The 12,068-nt window shown below is 71.1% G+C and carries 13 protein-coding genes and 2 tRNA genes; 11 read left to right on the forward strand and 4 right to left on the reverse strand.

Annotated features, from left to right (window positions below):
* Positions 1 to 104: 104 nt before the first annotated feature.
* Entirely contained in the window at positions 105 to 317 is a 213-nt protein-coding gene (locus tag ACFWBT_RS37000) for a hypothetical protein (RefSeq protein ID WP_385707478.1), read from the forward strand.
* 112 nt (positions 318 to 429) lie between these two features.
* Here the strand turns inward: ACFWBT_RS37000 and ACFWBT_RS37005 are convergent, their stop codons facing one another.
* Positions 430 to 1,083, reverse strand: a complete 654-nt coding sequence (locus ACFWBT_RS37005; RefSeq protein ID WP_385707480.1) for an SDR family oxidoreductase — start codon at positions 1,081 to 1,083, stop codon at positions 430 to 432.
* 109 nt (positions 1,084 to 1,192) lie between these two features.
* Here ACFWBT_RS37005 and ACFWBT_RS37010 point away from each other — a divergent pair, with 109 nt between their 5' ends.
* The gene (locus ACFWBT_RS37010) at positions 1,193 to 2,290 is read left to right on the forward strand and encodes a hypothetical protein (RefSeq protein WP_385707482.1); all 1,098 of its coding nucleotides are present in this window, start codon (positions 1,193 to 1,195) and stop codon (positions 2,288 to 2,290) included.
* A gap of 319 nt (positions 2,291 to 2,609) precedes the next feature.
* Here the strand turns inward: ACFWBT_RS37010 and ACFWBT_RS37015 are convergent, their stop codons facing one another.
* Positions 2,610 to 3,860 (reverse strand): amidohydrolase family protein, encoded by a 1,251-nt coding sequence (locus tag ACFWBT_RS37015; RefSeq protein ID WP_385707484.1) that lies wholly within the window; start codon positions 3,858 to 3,860, stop codon positions 2,610 to 2,612.
* 430 nt (positions 3,861 to 4,290) lie between these two features.
* On the opposite strand from ACFWBT_RS37015, the gene ACFWBT_RS37020 reads away from it, so the two are divergent.
* The 8 genes from ACFWBT_RS37020 to ACFWBT_RS37055 all read left to right on the forward strand — a co-directional run bounded on the left by ACFWBT_RS37020 (position 4,291) and on the right by ACFWBT_RS37055 (position 9,475).
* Positions 4,291 to 4,363, forward strand: a tRNA-Thr gene (locus ACFWBT_RS37020).
* Positions 4,364 to 4,409: 46 nt separating this feature from the next.
* Positions 4,410 to 4,482: transfer RNA gene (locus tag ACFWBT_RS37025), tRNA-Met, on the forward strand.
* An 87-nt stretch (positions 4,483 to 4,569) separates the two neighbouring features.
* The gene (gene rpmG, locus ACFWBT_RS37030) at positions 4,570 to 4,734 is read left to right on the forward strand and encodes a 50S ribosomal protein L33 (RefSeq protein ID WP_003948671.1); all 165 of its coding nucleotides are present in this window, start codon (positions 4,570 to 4,572) and stop codon (positions 4,732 to 4,734) included.
* 182 nt (positions 4,735 to 4,916) lie between these two features.
* Complete coding sequence (locus ACFWBT_RS37035; protein ID WP_385707486.1) at positions 4,917 to 5,369, forward strand: MaoC family dehydratase N-terminal domain-containing protein; 453 nt, start codon at positions 4,917 to 4,919, stop codon at positions 5,367 to 5,369.
* A 1-nt stretch (position 5,370) separates the two neighbouring features.
* Positions 5,371 to 5,799 (forward strand): MaoC family dehydratase, encoded by a 429-nt coding sequence (locus tag ACFWBT_RS37040; RefSeq protein WP_385707488.1) that lies wholly within the window; start codon positions 5,371 to 5,373, stop codon positions 5,797 to 5,799.
* A 199-nt stretch (positions 5,800 to 5,998) separates the two neighbouring features.
* Positions 5,999 to 6,568: a TetR/AcrR family transcriptional regulator gene (locus tag ACFWBT_RS37045; RefSeq protein WP_385707490.1), complete on the forward strand. Its 570-nt coding sequence runs from the start codon at positions 5,999 to 6,001 to the stop codon at positions 6,566 to 6,568.
* A gap of 268 nt (positions 6,569 to 6,836) precedes the next feature.
* Positions 6,837 to 8,264 carry a DHA2 family efflux MFS transporter permease subunit gene (locus ACFWBT_RS37050; protein ID WP_385707500.1) on the forward strand — a complete coding sequence of 476 codons (1,428 nt, stop codon included), beginning with the start codon at positions 6,837 to 6,839 and terminating at the stop codon, positions 8,262 to 8,264.
* A 155-nt stretch (positions 8,265 to 8,419) separates the two neighbouring features.
* Positions 8,420 to 9,475, forward strand: coding sequence for a UDP-N-acetylmuramate dehydrogenase (locus ACFWBT_RS37055; protein ID WP_385707492.1), 1,056 nt, complete (start codon positions 8,420 to 8,422; stop codon positions 9,473 to 9,475).
* Positions 9,476 to 9,535: 60 nt separating this feature from the next.
* Here ACFWBT_RS37055 and ACFWBT_RS37060 read toward each other — a convergent pair whose 3' ends face one another.
* Complete coding sequence (locus ACFWBT_RS37060; RefSeq protein WP_385707494.1) at positions 9,536 to 10,168, reverse strand: NAD(P)-dependent oxidoreductase; 633 nt, start codon at positions 10,166 to 10,168, stop codon at positions 9,536 to 9,538.
* Between the two features lie 124 nt (positions 10,169 to 10,292).
* On the opposite strand from ACFWBT_RS37060, the gene ACFWBT_RS37065 reads away from it, so the two are divergent.
* Positions 10,293 to 10,943: a TetR/AcrR family transcriptional regulator gene (locus ACFWBT_RS37065; protein WP_385707496.1), complete on the forward strand. Its 651-nt coding sequence runs from the start codon at positions 10,293 to 10,295 to the stop codon at positions 10,941 to 10,943.
* A 7-nt stretch (positions 10,944 to 10,950) separates the two neighbouring features.
* Here the strand turns inward: ACFWBT_RS37065 and ACFWBT_RS37070 are convergent, their stop codons facing one another.
* The gene (locus ACFWBT_RS37070) at positions 10,951 to 11,970 is read right to left on the reverse strand and encodes an adenosine deaminase (RefSeq protein WP_385707498.1); all 1,020 of its coding nucleotides are present in this window, start codon (positions 11,968 to 11,970) and stop codon (positions 10,951 to 10,953) included.
* Between the last annotated feature and the right edge of the window lie 98 nt (positions 11,971 to 12,068).

Genomic DNA, 12,068 nt, shown 5'->3' on the forward strand with positions numbered 1-12,068 from the left:
GGGCCCTTAGTCATGCCCTCGGCAGGTTGCCGCGCCCTCGTCGTCGTTACGTACTGCGACGGGCGCGGCGACGCAAGTCGGGGACCTCGGGGCACACTGATCCCATGTCATCGCGTCGCAGGAACTGCCCCGAGTGCCGTAGGGAGATCGCCGTCGTCGCGGGGCGGTTCGCCCGGCACGATCCGCCCGGCGCGCGGGGGATCGGGGAACTGGTTTCGTGCCCCGGTTCGCGCCGACAGGCCCTCATCGGGGCGGCGCAGCCCGCGCTGGACGGGTACACCGTCCCGGAATTCCCCGGCCAGCTCCCGCTGTTCTGATCCGGCACCGCACCGCCACCGCCACTGGTACCGCCATCGCAACCGCACCGGCACCGCCACTGGTACCGCCATCGCCACCGGCACCGCTACCGGCACCGGGATGGGGCGTGGGCTAGTTGCCCGCCACCGACTTCACCGCGACCGAGATCGGTGTCGAGCCGCTGACCGCTTCCAGGGTCAGGCCGGTCGTCGCCGGAGTGTCGACCAGTTCCGCGAGGATCGCGGCGACGTCGTCGCGGGGGATCATTCCGCGGCCGGTGGAGGCCTCCAGGCGTACGAGGCCGGTCCCGGCGTCGTCGATCAGGCTGCCGGGACGCAGGATGGTCCAGTCCAGGCCCGTACGACGTACGTACGCGTCGGCCTCGCCCTTGGCTCGCAGATACGCGTCGAAGATGTCGTCGCCCGGGTGGGCCGGATCCGCGCCCATCGAGGAGACGACCACGTGCCGGCGTACGCCCGCCCGCTCCGCGGCGTCCGCGAACAGGATCGCGGCGCCCTTGTCCACCGTCTCCTTGCGGTCCACTCCGCTGCCCGGGCCCGCGCCCGCCGCGAACACGGCCGCGTCCGCGCCCTGCAGGTGCGCGGCGACCTCCTCCACCGATGCCGTCTCCAGATCGCACAGGACCGGCTCGGCGCCGGCCGCCCGCAGATCGTCGCCCTGTTCGGCACGGCGGATGATCCCCGCGACCTCGTCCCCGCGCGCGGAGAGCAGCCGCTCCAGCCGCAGCGCGATCTGACCATGACCACCAGCGATGACAATGCGCATGTTTCCGACCGTACGCCCGGATGAGCGCGTTCGCCGCACAACCCTATGGGCACCTCGTGAGTCACATGGGTGATCACTGTGGAAGTACGGGTGATCACCGCGAGAGCGAGTGAACACGCGAACGAAAGAACGCCGTGCGGGCCCGTACGGCGTCGTAGAGGAGACCATCATCACCGTCATACGCAAGGCCGTCATCGCGACCGGCTGCACCGCTGTCCTCCTCGCCACGGCGGCCGCCTGCGGCACGGTCGAGAACCTCACGGCCGGGCAGAAGGTGGACCACGCCGTCGACCGGCTCGGCGAACAGAAGTCCCTCGCCTTCCAGTTGGACCTCGACGCCGATGCCGACGCGATCAACAAGCTGGCGGGCGAGTCCGGTCCCGAGGAGGCGCTTCCGCCGGAGTTCGCGAAGCTCCTCAGCGGGCTGCGCATCGATGTCTCCGTCAAGTCCAAGAAGCCGCTGGCGGATTCGGGTGAGAAGGACCTCATCGGGACGAGCATGAAGATCACGGGGGCCGACGGCGTCCTGGTCGAGTACCGGATGGTCGGCGACTTCACGTACTACCGCGCGGACCTGAAGGCCGTCGGCAAGGCGATGGGCTTTCCCATGCCGACGGCCGACGACCTTCCCCCGAGCGAGAAGGAGATGAAGAAGGTCCTCGAAGGGGACTGGGTGAAGGTCGACACCAAGAAGCTGGAGAGTTCCCGGAAGGCCGCCGGGGGCGCCTCGAAGGGGGCCGGTGCCGACGACATCGACGCCAAGACCCAGAAGAAGATCCTCGACGCCGTAAGCCGTGTCATCGCGCACGAGGTCACCTTCCGGACCAAGAGCGGCGCGGACGGTGTCGAGCACGTCGTCGCCAAGGGCAACTTCCGTGACCTGCTCACCGGTGTCTTCGACAAGCTCCGGCCGCTGCAGGACGACCTTCCCGCAGGCGCGGAACTCCCCACGGCGAAGGACCTCAAGGACGCTCCGAACAAGAAGGTCGCCGTCGACTTCACGCTGAAGAACGGTGACCTCCGGCAGATCACGGTCGACCTGGCCGTCCTCGCCGACGGTCCGAAGTCCGCCAAGCTGCCGCTCGTCCTGAAGTTCTCGGAGGCGGGTGACGTCAGCGCGCCGTCGGGGGCCGCGGAGATGCCCGTGGACAAGGTTCCCGGGGGCGACTCGCTGGGCGGTGCCCTCCTGGGTGGCGGCGGGTTCTAGAGCACGGACGCGAGCCCGCGAAAGGCTCGCTGAAATCCCGGGGGAGCGGCGGACGCCAGGAACAGGGAGTCCGGGGCAGGCGCCCGGTCGGGCCGCAGAGACCCCGGGAGCTCATGGAGCGACACGGTCGGACGCGTGACGGCGGGTAGGCCTGTCCCGCGAAGTCCCGCGCGCGTGGAGGGCGTACAACGACCTCCACGCGCGCGGGACCGTCCACCTCGCGTGCAGACCTGCCCATCTCCGTCCGCCACGCGTCCGCCTCGCGTGCCGACCCGCCCATCTCCGTCCGGGCCTGCGTCCGCCGCGCGTTCCGCACCGGCTATGACGGTTCTCCGCGGCCCTGCCGAGGCAGTTCCATCCCCGGCTCGGCGGCCGAGTTGCAGTACTCCCGCACTGCGCTCGTCCGCGCCACCACGCGCCCCTGGTGCACCACGATCCGGCTGTACGCGAGCGACAGCGCCCCCGAGAGCCGGTCCCCGCGTACGGCGAGCAACTCGGCCGGGAATCCGGCCTCCACGCGGACCTCGGGCAGCCCGATGGCGGCCCGGGCGGCACAACTCACCGTGTCGTACGCGTCCTCGGGGCGCAGCCCGTACCGCGAGGCCAGCAAGTAGGCGGCCTCCAGCGGGTCCCCGCGTCCCACCGGGTTGGACAGGTCACGCAGGGCGCCACTGCCGGCCGCGACCCGTACTCCGGCCGCCCGCAACAGCCGTACGGGAGCGGTGCCGCGCCGGTCCGCCGATCCGCAGCCGCCCTGCGGCAGGCACACCACCGTCACTCCGGCCGCGGCCAGTTGGTCCGCGGCGCGGGAGGCCACCTCGACGGGCAGCCGGCCGAGCCCGCCGCACGGGCCGAGCGTCACCCCGGGCCGCAAGCCGCCCGCCATCGCCACGAGTCGGGCGAGCCGGGCGGGATCGGCGGCGTCCGTGTGCAGATCGACCGGGCAGCCGTGTTCGGAGGCGAGCTCCAGGACCGCCTCCACGTACCCCGTCGGATCGGGGTCCGCGTCCGGGCAGCCGCCCACCACGGAAGCGCCCATCTTCAGGGCGTCCCGCAGCATCGCGAGCCCGTCGGCGCCGGCCGCACCCGTCAGCAGCCGCGGCATCGCCACCGTCGTCAGCTCCGCGAGCCCCCGCAGCGACCGCCGTACCTGAAGCACCGCCGCCAGCGCGTCCAGCCCCTGTACGTCTCCGACGCGCACATGGGACCGCAACGCCGTGGCGCCGTGGCCGAGTTGCAGCAGGGCGGCTTCGGTGGCCCGGCGCTGGATCTCCTGGTCGTCGTACGCCAGAGGTCCGTCGTCGTCGGCCGCGAGGGCCGTGTCGCTGTGCGCGTGGGCCTCGGCGGGGGCGGGCAGCAGGAGGTAGCCGTCGAGGTCCACCTTCGCGGCGAGAGCCCCCGAGGCACCCGCCGCGAGGCTTCCGGCGGTACCGACCGCCTCGATACGCCCACCGCCCAGCCGTACGTCCACGGCCCGGCCGTCGGTGAGCCGCGCCCCGCACAGCAGGAGTGCGGCCGTGTCGGTCTGTCCCGCCGAGGAGTGGGGCGGCTGCTGCTGACTGTCGGGCATCGCACTCCTGGGGCTCGGGGCGGCTGCGGGAGGGACGACTACGGAGCGTGGGGAGACAAGATCACGCAACGTGAGTCGAGCCTAGGGCGGCGACCCGTCAACGTCGGGGAGGAGCGCAATAGTCGTACCGGTGTGGCCCGTCGACGGGCCGGGGACCGGCCATCCCGGGGCCGCCGGGCCGATCCCCGAACCGCCGCGCGCACCGGCCCGCCCCGCCGCCCTCTGGCCGCTGCCCGTGCCCTCCGGCTGTCCGTTCAGCCCGGTGTCCGAGGGCGGCCGGAAGGCCGTCACCCCGTGTGACGCAGGGGGTCCGAGGGGCCGGTGAGGGGTTCTGGGAACGTCTGGGGAAGCGCGTGGGAACAGGCCGGGGCGGGTGCCGCGAAACGGATTTGGGCGATCGGTGGAGGACCGTGTAATGTCTTCATCGCTCGCCCCAATAGCTCAGTCGGTAGAGCGTCTCCATGGTAAGGAGAAGGTCTACGGTTCGATTCCGTATTGGGGCTCTGGTGCGAAAGGTTCCCGTCGCAAGGCGGGATCCGATCGCATCTCAGCGGTGTAGCTCAGTCGGTAGAGCAAGCGGCTCATAATCGCTGTGTCACCGGTTCAAGTCCGGTCACCGCTACTGACAGTAGCCGATTGTGGGGTCGGTCCTTCGATCGGCTACTCTTCTATGCGTTAATGTCCCATCCGTTCGTCAAGGAGCACTCCTGTGGCTGCCACCGACGTCCGCCCGAAGATCACGCTGGCCTGCGTGGAGTGCAAGGAGCGGAACTACATCACCAAGAAGAACCGGCGTAACAACCCGGACCGACTGGAGATGAAGAAGCACTGCCCGCGTTGCAACGCGCACACCGCGCACCGCGAAACGCGATAATTCAGGCTCGTACACGAGGCCGTCCCCTTCGGGGGGCGGCCTCGCGTCGTTGTGGAACCGATGTCCGGCGCGGGCCAGGCGTCATGCGTGGACCCCGTGAGCGAAGATAGGCCGTCCGGCTAGGACGGTCGCTCCAGCCGTGACAACCAGTGCGGCGACGACAACCAGGAGGTGCCGAGCCCATGGCGCTCGACCAGTCCTTCGTAGGGCGGTCCTACCCGCCCACCGACCCCTATGAGGTCGGCCGGGAGAAGATCCGCGAGTTCGTGGAGGCCGTGGGGGACAGCAACCCTGCGTACACGGACCCCGAGGCCGCACGTGCGCTCGGGCACCCCGATGTGATCGCCCCGCCGACTTTTGTGTTCGCCATCACGTTCAAGGCCGCGGGGCTGGTCATCCAGGACCCGCAACTGGGCCTCGACTACAGCCGGGTGGTGCACGGCGACCAGAGGTTCGTGTACACCCGCCCGGTGCGCGCGGGTGACCGGCTCACGGTCACCTCGACCATCGAGGCGATCAAGTCCCTCGCGGGCAACGACATCCTGGACGTCCGTGGCGAGGTCCACGACGAGGCCGGCGAGCACGTCGTGACGGCCGTCACGAAGCTCGTGTCCCGTGCGGCGGAGGTGGGCTGACATGACGGCGAAGATCTCTTACGCGGACGTCGAGGTCGGCACCGAGCTGCCGGCGCAGACGTTTTCCGTGACGCGTGCCACGCTCGTGCAGTACGCGGGAGCCTCCGGGGACTTCAACCCGATCCACTGGAACGAGAAGTTCGCGGTCGAGGTGGGCCTTCCCGACGTCATCGCGCACGGCATGTTCACCATGGCCGAGGCGATCCGCGTGGTCACCGACTGGGTCGGCGACCCGGGCTCGGTCAGCGAGTACGGCGTTCGCTTCACCAGGCCCGTCGTCGTCCCGAACGACGACAAGGGCGCCACGATCGAGGTCAGCGGCAAGGTCGCGGCCAAGCTCGACGACAACACCGTCCGCGTCGACCTCACGGCGACCAGTGACGGGCAGAAGGTGCTGGGGATGTCGCGAGCGGTCGTGCGACTCGCCTGATCCTGATCCTGATCCTGATCAGGATCCGAAGGCCGAGTAAGGGGCGCCCGCCATTGCGGGCGCCCCTTACTCGTTCCTTGCCGGTGAGGCGAGTGGGGCACGGCACGGCGAGGCACGGCACGGCACCGTGGGTAGGCGACCCCCAAGCCCCAGCACCCACCCCTTGACTTAGTTAGTGATTGAGTACTAACTTAGCCGCATGGTCAGGATGAGCGCAGAGGAGAGGCGCGAGAGCGTCATTCGCGCGGCGATGATCGAGTTCGCCCGCGGCGGCTACCACGGCACGTCCACCGAGGCGATCGCCAAGCGCGTGGGTGTCTCGCAGCCGTACCTCTTCCGGCTCTTCCCGGGCAAGAAGGCGATCTTCCTCGCGGCCGCCGAGCACTGCATGGAGCTCGCCCGGCGCACGTTCGAGGAGGCCGCCGAGGGGCTGGAGGGCGAAGAGGCCCTGCATGCCATGGCGCGGGCCTACGTCGACGTGATCGCGGAGCATCCGGAGCGGCTGCTGATGCAGATGCAGATGTACGTCGCGGTGGCGGCCGCCGAGGAGGGCGGCGATCACGAGCTCGGCGAGGCGGTCCGGGCCGGCTGGATGCGGCTCTGGGACGCGGTTCACGTGCCGCTCGGAGCCGACGCGGACGGGACCACGACCTTCATGGCGTACGGAATGCTCGTCAACTGCCTGGTGGCGATGGGGTTCCCGCCCGAGCACCGGGTCTGGGCAGGGCTCTATCCGTCGGCGCGGGTCACGGGCCCGCTGGAGAGGTAGTGCATGGCGGGGGCGGATTTCGGCGCCTTTTCATGAGCGCAAAAGTTAGTCATCAATAACTAACCACCGAATCACATCACCTTCTGGGGGAGCGATGTCTCAGCGGACGGCACGGACAGCGAAGAACGGATCGGCGGCACCGGACCCGGCACCGGCTACGGAATCGCCCGAGGGACCGGCCCCGGCGGCGGGGGATCCGGCCACGGCGCCGACCGGGCGGCGCGGCGGAGCCGCGTGGGCCCTCGTCATCACCGGCGTCGCCGGCTTCATGGCGGCTCTCGACAATCTCGTCGTCACCACCGCCCTGCCCTCCATCCGCAAGGACCTCGGGGGAGGTCTGGACGACCTGGAATGGACCGTGAGCGCCTACACGCTCACCTTCGCCGTCCTGCTGATGTTCGGCGCGGCGCTCGGCGACCGGTTCGGCCGCCGCAGGCTCTTCCTCGTCGGCCTGAGCGTCTTCACCGGCGCCTCCGCCGCCGCGGCCATGGCGCCCGGCATCGACTCCCTGATCGCCGCCCGCGCGGTCCAGGGTGTCGGCGCGGCGATCATGATGCCGCTGACCCTGACCCTGCTGACAGCAGCGGTTCCGGCCGCCAAGCGCGGGATGGCGTACGGGATCTGGGGTGCCGTCAACGGGCTCGCGGTCGCCTCGGGGCCCCTCATCGGCGGCAGCCTCACCGAGCACGTCTCCTGGCACTGGATCTTCTGGCTGAACGTTCCGCTGGGTCTCGCCGTGCTCCCGCTCGCCCGGCTGCGGCTGTCCGAGTCGTTCGGCGCCGGCGCCCGGCTCGACTTCCCCGGCACCCTGCTCGCCAGCGGCGGCCTCTTCGGGATCGTGTACGGCCTGGTCCGCGGGCCCGCCGACGGCTGGACCAGCCCGGTCGTCCTGACCGGCCTGCTCGCGGGTGCCGCGCTGCTCACCGGCTTCGTCGTCCACGGCACCCGGGCCAAGAACCCGATGCTCCCGATGCGGCTCTTCCGCTCCCGCGCCTTCGCCGGGATCAACGCGGCCAGCCTGCTGATGTTCCTCGGGATGTTCGGCTCGATCTTCCTGCTCAGCCAGTACATGCAGGGCGTGCTGGGCTACTCGCCGACCGAGGCGGGGCTGCGGATGCTGCCCTGGACCGGTATGCCGATGCTCGTCGCGCCCATCGCCGGCTACCTGTCCGACCGCGTCGGCGGCCGCCCCGTCGTCGCCACCGGGCTCTTCCTCCAGGCCGTCGGGCTCGCGTACTACGCCGCCGTGGTCGCCGTCGACGCCTCGTACGCCTCCCAGCTGCCCGCGCTGATCATCAGCGGCATCGGGATGTCCCTCTACTTCGCCCCGGCCTCCAGCCTGGTCATGTCCAGCGTCCGGCCGCAGGAGCAGGGCATCGCCTCCGGCGCCAACAACGCGCTGCGCGAGGTGGGCGGTGCGCTCGGTATCGCGGTGATGTCCTCGATCTTCTCGGCGCAGGGCGGCTACGAGACCGCGCACAGCTTCATCGACGGGCTGCGGCCCGCGCTCGTGGTCGGGGCCTCGGTCGTCGCCCTCGCGGGCGTCGCGACCCTGTTCATCCCGGCCGCCCGGCGCGCGGCGCGGACCGGGACGGCCGAGGACCCGGCGCACGACCTCGCGGCCGGCTCGCCCGAGGCGGACCGGCTCGAAGGCGACCCGCTCACGACTCCCGCCCTCGAAACCGCCTCCCGCTGAAGCCCGGAACGAAGCCACCGGGCCGAACCCCCAGGGAAGCGACCTCGGCCAGGCCCTCGGCACCAGGACGGCCCCGCCCCACCGGCGGGGCCGTTCGCCTGCCCGCGGAGCACCGGTGGCCGGGCGCCCCCGCCCCTTCTCGTAGTCTTGGGCGCGTGCAGGAACTCCACGATGCCCCGCTGGCCCCGCTGACCACCTTCCGCCTGGGCGGTCCCGCCGCCCGGCTGATCACCGCCACGACCGACGCCGAGGTGGTCGCCGCCGTGCGCGAGGCCGACGACGCCGGTACGCCGCTGCTGCTCATCGGCGGTGGATCGAACCTGGTCATCGGCGACAAGGGCTTCGCCGGGACCGCCCTGCGCATCGCCACGAAGGGCTTCTCGCTCGACGGTACGAGGCTGGAGCTGGCCGCGGGCGAGGTGTGGACCGACGCGGTCGCCCGCACCGTCGAGGCCGGGCTCGCCGGGATCGAGTGCCTCGCCGGTATCCCCGGCTCCGCGGGCGCGACACCGATCCAGAACGTGGGCGCGTACGGCCAGGAGGTGTCGTCGACGATCACCGAGGTGATCGCCTATGACCGGATGGCCCGGGAAACGGTCACGCTGACCAACGCCGAGTGCGCCTTCTCGTACCGTCACAGCCGCTTCAAGGCCGAGCCCGACCGCCATGTGGTGCTGCGCGTGCGCTTCGAGTTGGAGGACGCGCGGGGGCTGTCGGCGCCGGTCAAGTACGCCGAGACGGCCCGCGCGCTCGGTGTGGAGCCCGGCGACCGCGTGGCCCTCGGCGACGCCCGCGAGACCGTCCTGAAGCTGCGGGCCGGCAAGGGCATGGTGCTCGACCCCGAGGATCACGACACCTGGTCCGCCGGGTCGTTCTTCACCAACCCGATCCTCACGGACGAGGCGTTCACCGCGTTCCACGCGCGCGTGAAGGAGCGGCTCGGCGCCGACGCCGTACCGCCCGCGTACCCGGCCGGGGAGGGACACACCAAGACCTCCGCGGCCTGGCTGATCGACAAGTCGGGCTTCACCAAGGGCTACGGAACCGGGCCCGCCCGCATCTCCACCAAGCACACGCTCGCCCTGACGAACCGGGGCGGGGCCACCACAGAGGATCTCCTCGCGCTGGCCCGGGAGGTCGTCGCAGGTGTCCACGACGCCTTCGGGATCACCCTGGTCAACGAGCCGGTGACGGTGAACGCCAGCCTCTAGGGCTCCGGCGGCCCTGACGGGCTCCGACGAAGGGCCGAGCCCGGCGGGTTCGGGCAGGCCTCAGTAGGCGACGCCCACGCCCTGCTTCACGGTCCCCGGGTCGTCGATCATCGCCAGCATCGCATGGGCCACGTCGGCGCGCGCGATGAAGCGGCTCTTCCGCGGGGTGCCTCCCACGACCGTGCGATAGGTGCCGGTCAGCGGCTTGTCCTGAAGCCGGGGCGGACGGACGGCGGTCCAGTCCGTGGCGCTGGCCGCCAGCTCGCCCTCCATCTCCCTCAGGTCGGCGTAGACGTCCTTGAGGATGCCGGAGATCAGCCTGCGCATGGCGCGGTCGGCGAACGCGTCGTCCTCGGCGGCGGGGCCGACCGGACTCGCGCTCACCACCAGCAGCCGACGGACCTGCTCCGCCTCCATGGCGTCCAGCACCGTACGGGTGAGCCGGGCCGCGACCCCGGCGTCCTTGCGGCTGCGCGCGCCCAGGCCGGACAGGACCGCGTCCCGGGCCGCGACGGCGGGGCGCAGCGCCCGAGGGTCGGTGAGATCCGCGCGGAACACCTCCAGACCCGCGCCCGTGACAGTCAGCCGCGCGGGGTCCCGTACGACGGCCGTGACCTGGTGGCCCGCGCCCAGGGCCTGGCGGACGATCTCCTGGCCGATGCCTCCGGTGGCACCGAGAACGGTGAGTTTCATGACCTGCTCCGCTGGATGGAGATGGGAGGGTGAGTGTTCACTCACCTGTGCTTCCCTCTAGGGTGAGTAAGTACTCACCCACCCGTCAACCCCGAGAGGGTGTGCCATGGAATCCTTGGGCCCCATGCAGCAGAAAACCGCCACGGAGCCCACGCCGTCGAAACCGGCCAGGATCCGCATCCTCGACGCGGCGCACGAGCTCATGCTCACCCTCGGTCTCTCCCGCGCCACGACCAAGGAGATCGCCAGGGCGGCCGGCTGCTCCGAGGCCGCGCTCTACAAGTACTTCGCGAGCAAGGAAGAGCTGTTCATCCGGGTCCTTCAGGAGCGGCTGCCCAAGCTGGGCCCTCTCCTGGAGCGGCTGACGGCCGAGCCGGGGGAGCACTCGCTGGAGGAGAACCTCACCGAGATCGCCCGCCGGGCGGCCCTCTTCTATGAGCAGAGTTTCCCGATCGCCGCCTCCTTGTACGCGGAGACGCAGCTCAAGCGCCGCCACGACGACGCCATGCGGGCCATGGACGCGGGCCCCCACATGCCCATCCTGGGCGTCGCCGCCTATCTGCGGGCGGAGCAGCGGGCCGGGCGTATCCAGCCGGACTCCGACACCTACGCGGCCGCGTCCCTCCTGCTCGGCGCCTGCGCGCAGCGCGCGTTCGCCTACGACGCCACCCCGGAGGGCACGCCCCCGCCTCTGGACACCTTCGCCCCGGCTCTCGCCCGCACCCTGCTCGCCGGGATCGCGCCCAGGGACGCGGTGGAGTCGGCGGGGGCCTGAGAAGCGGCTAGGAAGTCAGCCAGTCGTCGACGCCGGCCAGCAGCTTCGCCCGGACGTCCTCCGGGGCTGCCGAGGCGCGGACGGACTGGCGGGCCAGCTCTGCCAGCTCCGGGTCCGTGAAGGCGTGGTGGCGGCGGGCGATCTCGTACTGGGCGGCGAGCCGGGAACCGAAGAGCAGCGGGTCGTCGGCGCCGAGGGCCATCGGCACCCCGGCTTCGAACAGTGTTCGCAGGGGGACGTCGGCGTGCTTCTCGTAGACGCCCAGGGCGACGTTCGAGGCGGGGCACACCTCGCAGGTCACCCCGCGGTCCGCGAGGCGCTTCAGCAGCCGCGGGTCCTCGGCGGCCCGCACCCCGTGGCCGATCCGCGAGGCGTGCAGATCGTCCAGGCAGTCGCGGACCGAGGCGGGCCCGGTCAGCTCGCCGCCGTGCGGCGCGGACATCAGCCCGCCCTCCCGCGCGATGGCGAAGGCCCGGTCGAAGTCCCGCGCCATGCCCCGTCGCTCGTCGTTGGAGAGTCCGAAACCGACGATGCCCCGGTCGGCGTACCGCACGGCGAGCCGGGCCAGCGTGCGGGCGTCCAGCGGGTGCTTCATACGGTTCGCGGCCACCAGGACGCGCATCCCGAGTCCGGTGTCGCGCACGGCCGAGTCCACCGCGTCGAGGATGACCTCCAGAGCCGCGATCAGACCGCCGAGGCGCGGGGCGTACGACGTCGGGTCGACCTGGATCTCCAGCCACCCGGAGCCGTCCTTGATGTCCTCCTCGGCGGCCTCGCGCACCAGCCGCTGGATGTCCTCGGGCTCTCTCAGGCACGACCGCGCGGCGTCGTACAGGCGCTGGAAGCGGAACCAGCCGCGCTCGTCGGTCGCCCGCAGCTTCGGCGGTTCCACGCTGGTCAGCGCGTCCGGCAGCCGTACGCCGTACTTGTCGGCCAGTTCCAGCAGGGTGGTGTGCCGCATCGACCCGGTGAAGTGCAGGTGCAGATGGGCCTTCGGCAGTTCACTCACATCACGTACGCGCTCCATCCAAAGATCCTGCCGTACGCGGATGTCGTGCCGGTAGCGCTTTCGCTGATCGGAGGCTTGCTCGAACGAACGAACGGGGGCCGGCCACTCCTGAGAGT

Source organism: Streptomyces sp. NPDC060027, from assembly GCF_042737005.1.
In the GTDB taxonomy this organism is placed as follows: domain Bacteria; phylum Actinomycetota; class Actinomycetes; order Streptomycetales; family Streptomycetaceae; genus Streptomyces.

What these genes read in the sequence shown, in the direction of transcription:
- ACFWBT_RS37000 (WP_385707478.1), top strand. Translation starts at nt 105, where the DNA reads ATGTCATCGCGTCGCAGGAACTGCCCCGAGTGCCGTAGGGAGATCGCC.
- ACFWBT_RS37005 (WP_385707480.1), bottom strand. Translation starts at nt 1,083, where the DNA reads ATGCGCATTGTCATCGCTGGTGGTCATGGTCAGATCGCGCTGCGGCTG.
- ACFWBT_RS37015 (WP_385707484.1), bottom strand. Translation starts at nt 3,860, where the DNA reads ATGCCCGACAGTCAGCAGCAGCCGCCCCACTCCTCGGCGGGACAGACC.
- ACFWBT_RS37035 (WP_385707486.1), top strand. Translation starts at nt 4,917, where the DNA reads ATGGCGCTCGACCAGTCCTTCGTAGGGCGGTCCTACCCGCCCACCGAC.
- ACFWBT_RS37040 (WP_385707488.1), top strand. Translation starts at nt 5,371, where the DNA reads ATGACGGCGAAGATCTCTTACGCGGACGTCGAGGTCGGCACCGAGCTG.
- ACFWBT_RS37045 (WP_385707490.1), top strand. Translation starts at nt 5,999, where the DNA reads ATGGTCAGGATGAGCGCAGAGGAGAGGCGCGAGAGCGTCATTCGCGCG.
- ACFWBT_RS37050 (WP_385707500.1), top strand. Translation starts at nt 6,837, where the DNA reads ATGGCGGCTCTCGACAATCTCGTCGTCACCACCGCCCTGCCCTCCATC.
- ACFWBT_RS37060 (WP_385707494.1), bottom strand. Translation starts at nt 10,168, where the DNA reads ATGAAACTCACCGTTCTCGGTGCCACCGGAGGCATCGGCCAGGAGATC.
- ACFWBT_RS37065 (WP_385707496.1), top strand. Translation starts at nt 10,293, where the DNA reads ATGCAGCAGAAAACCGCCACGGAGCCCACGCCGTCGAAACCGGCCAGG.
- ACFWBT_RS37070 (WP_385707498.1), bottom strand. Translation starts at nt 11,970, where the DNA reads ATGGAGCGCGTACGTGATGTGAGTGAACTGCCGAAGGCCCATCTGCAC.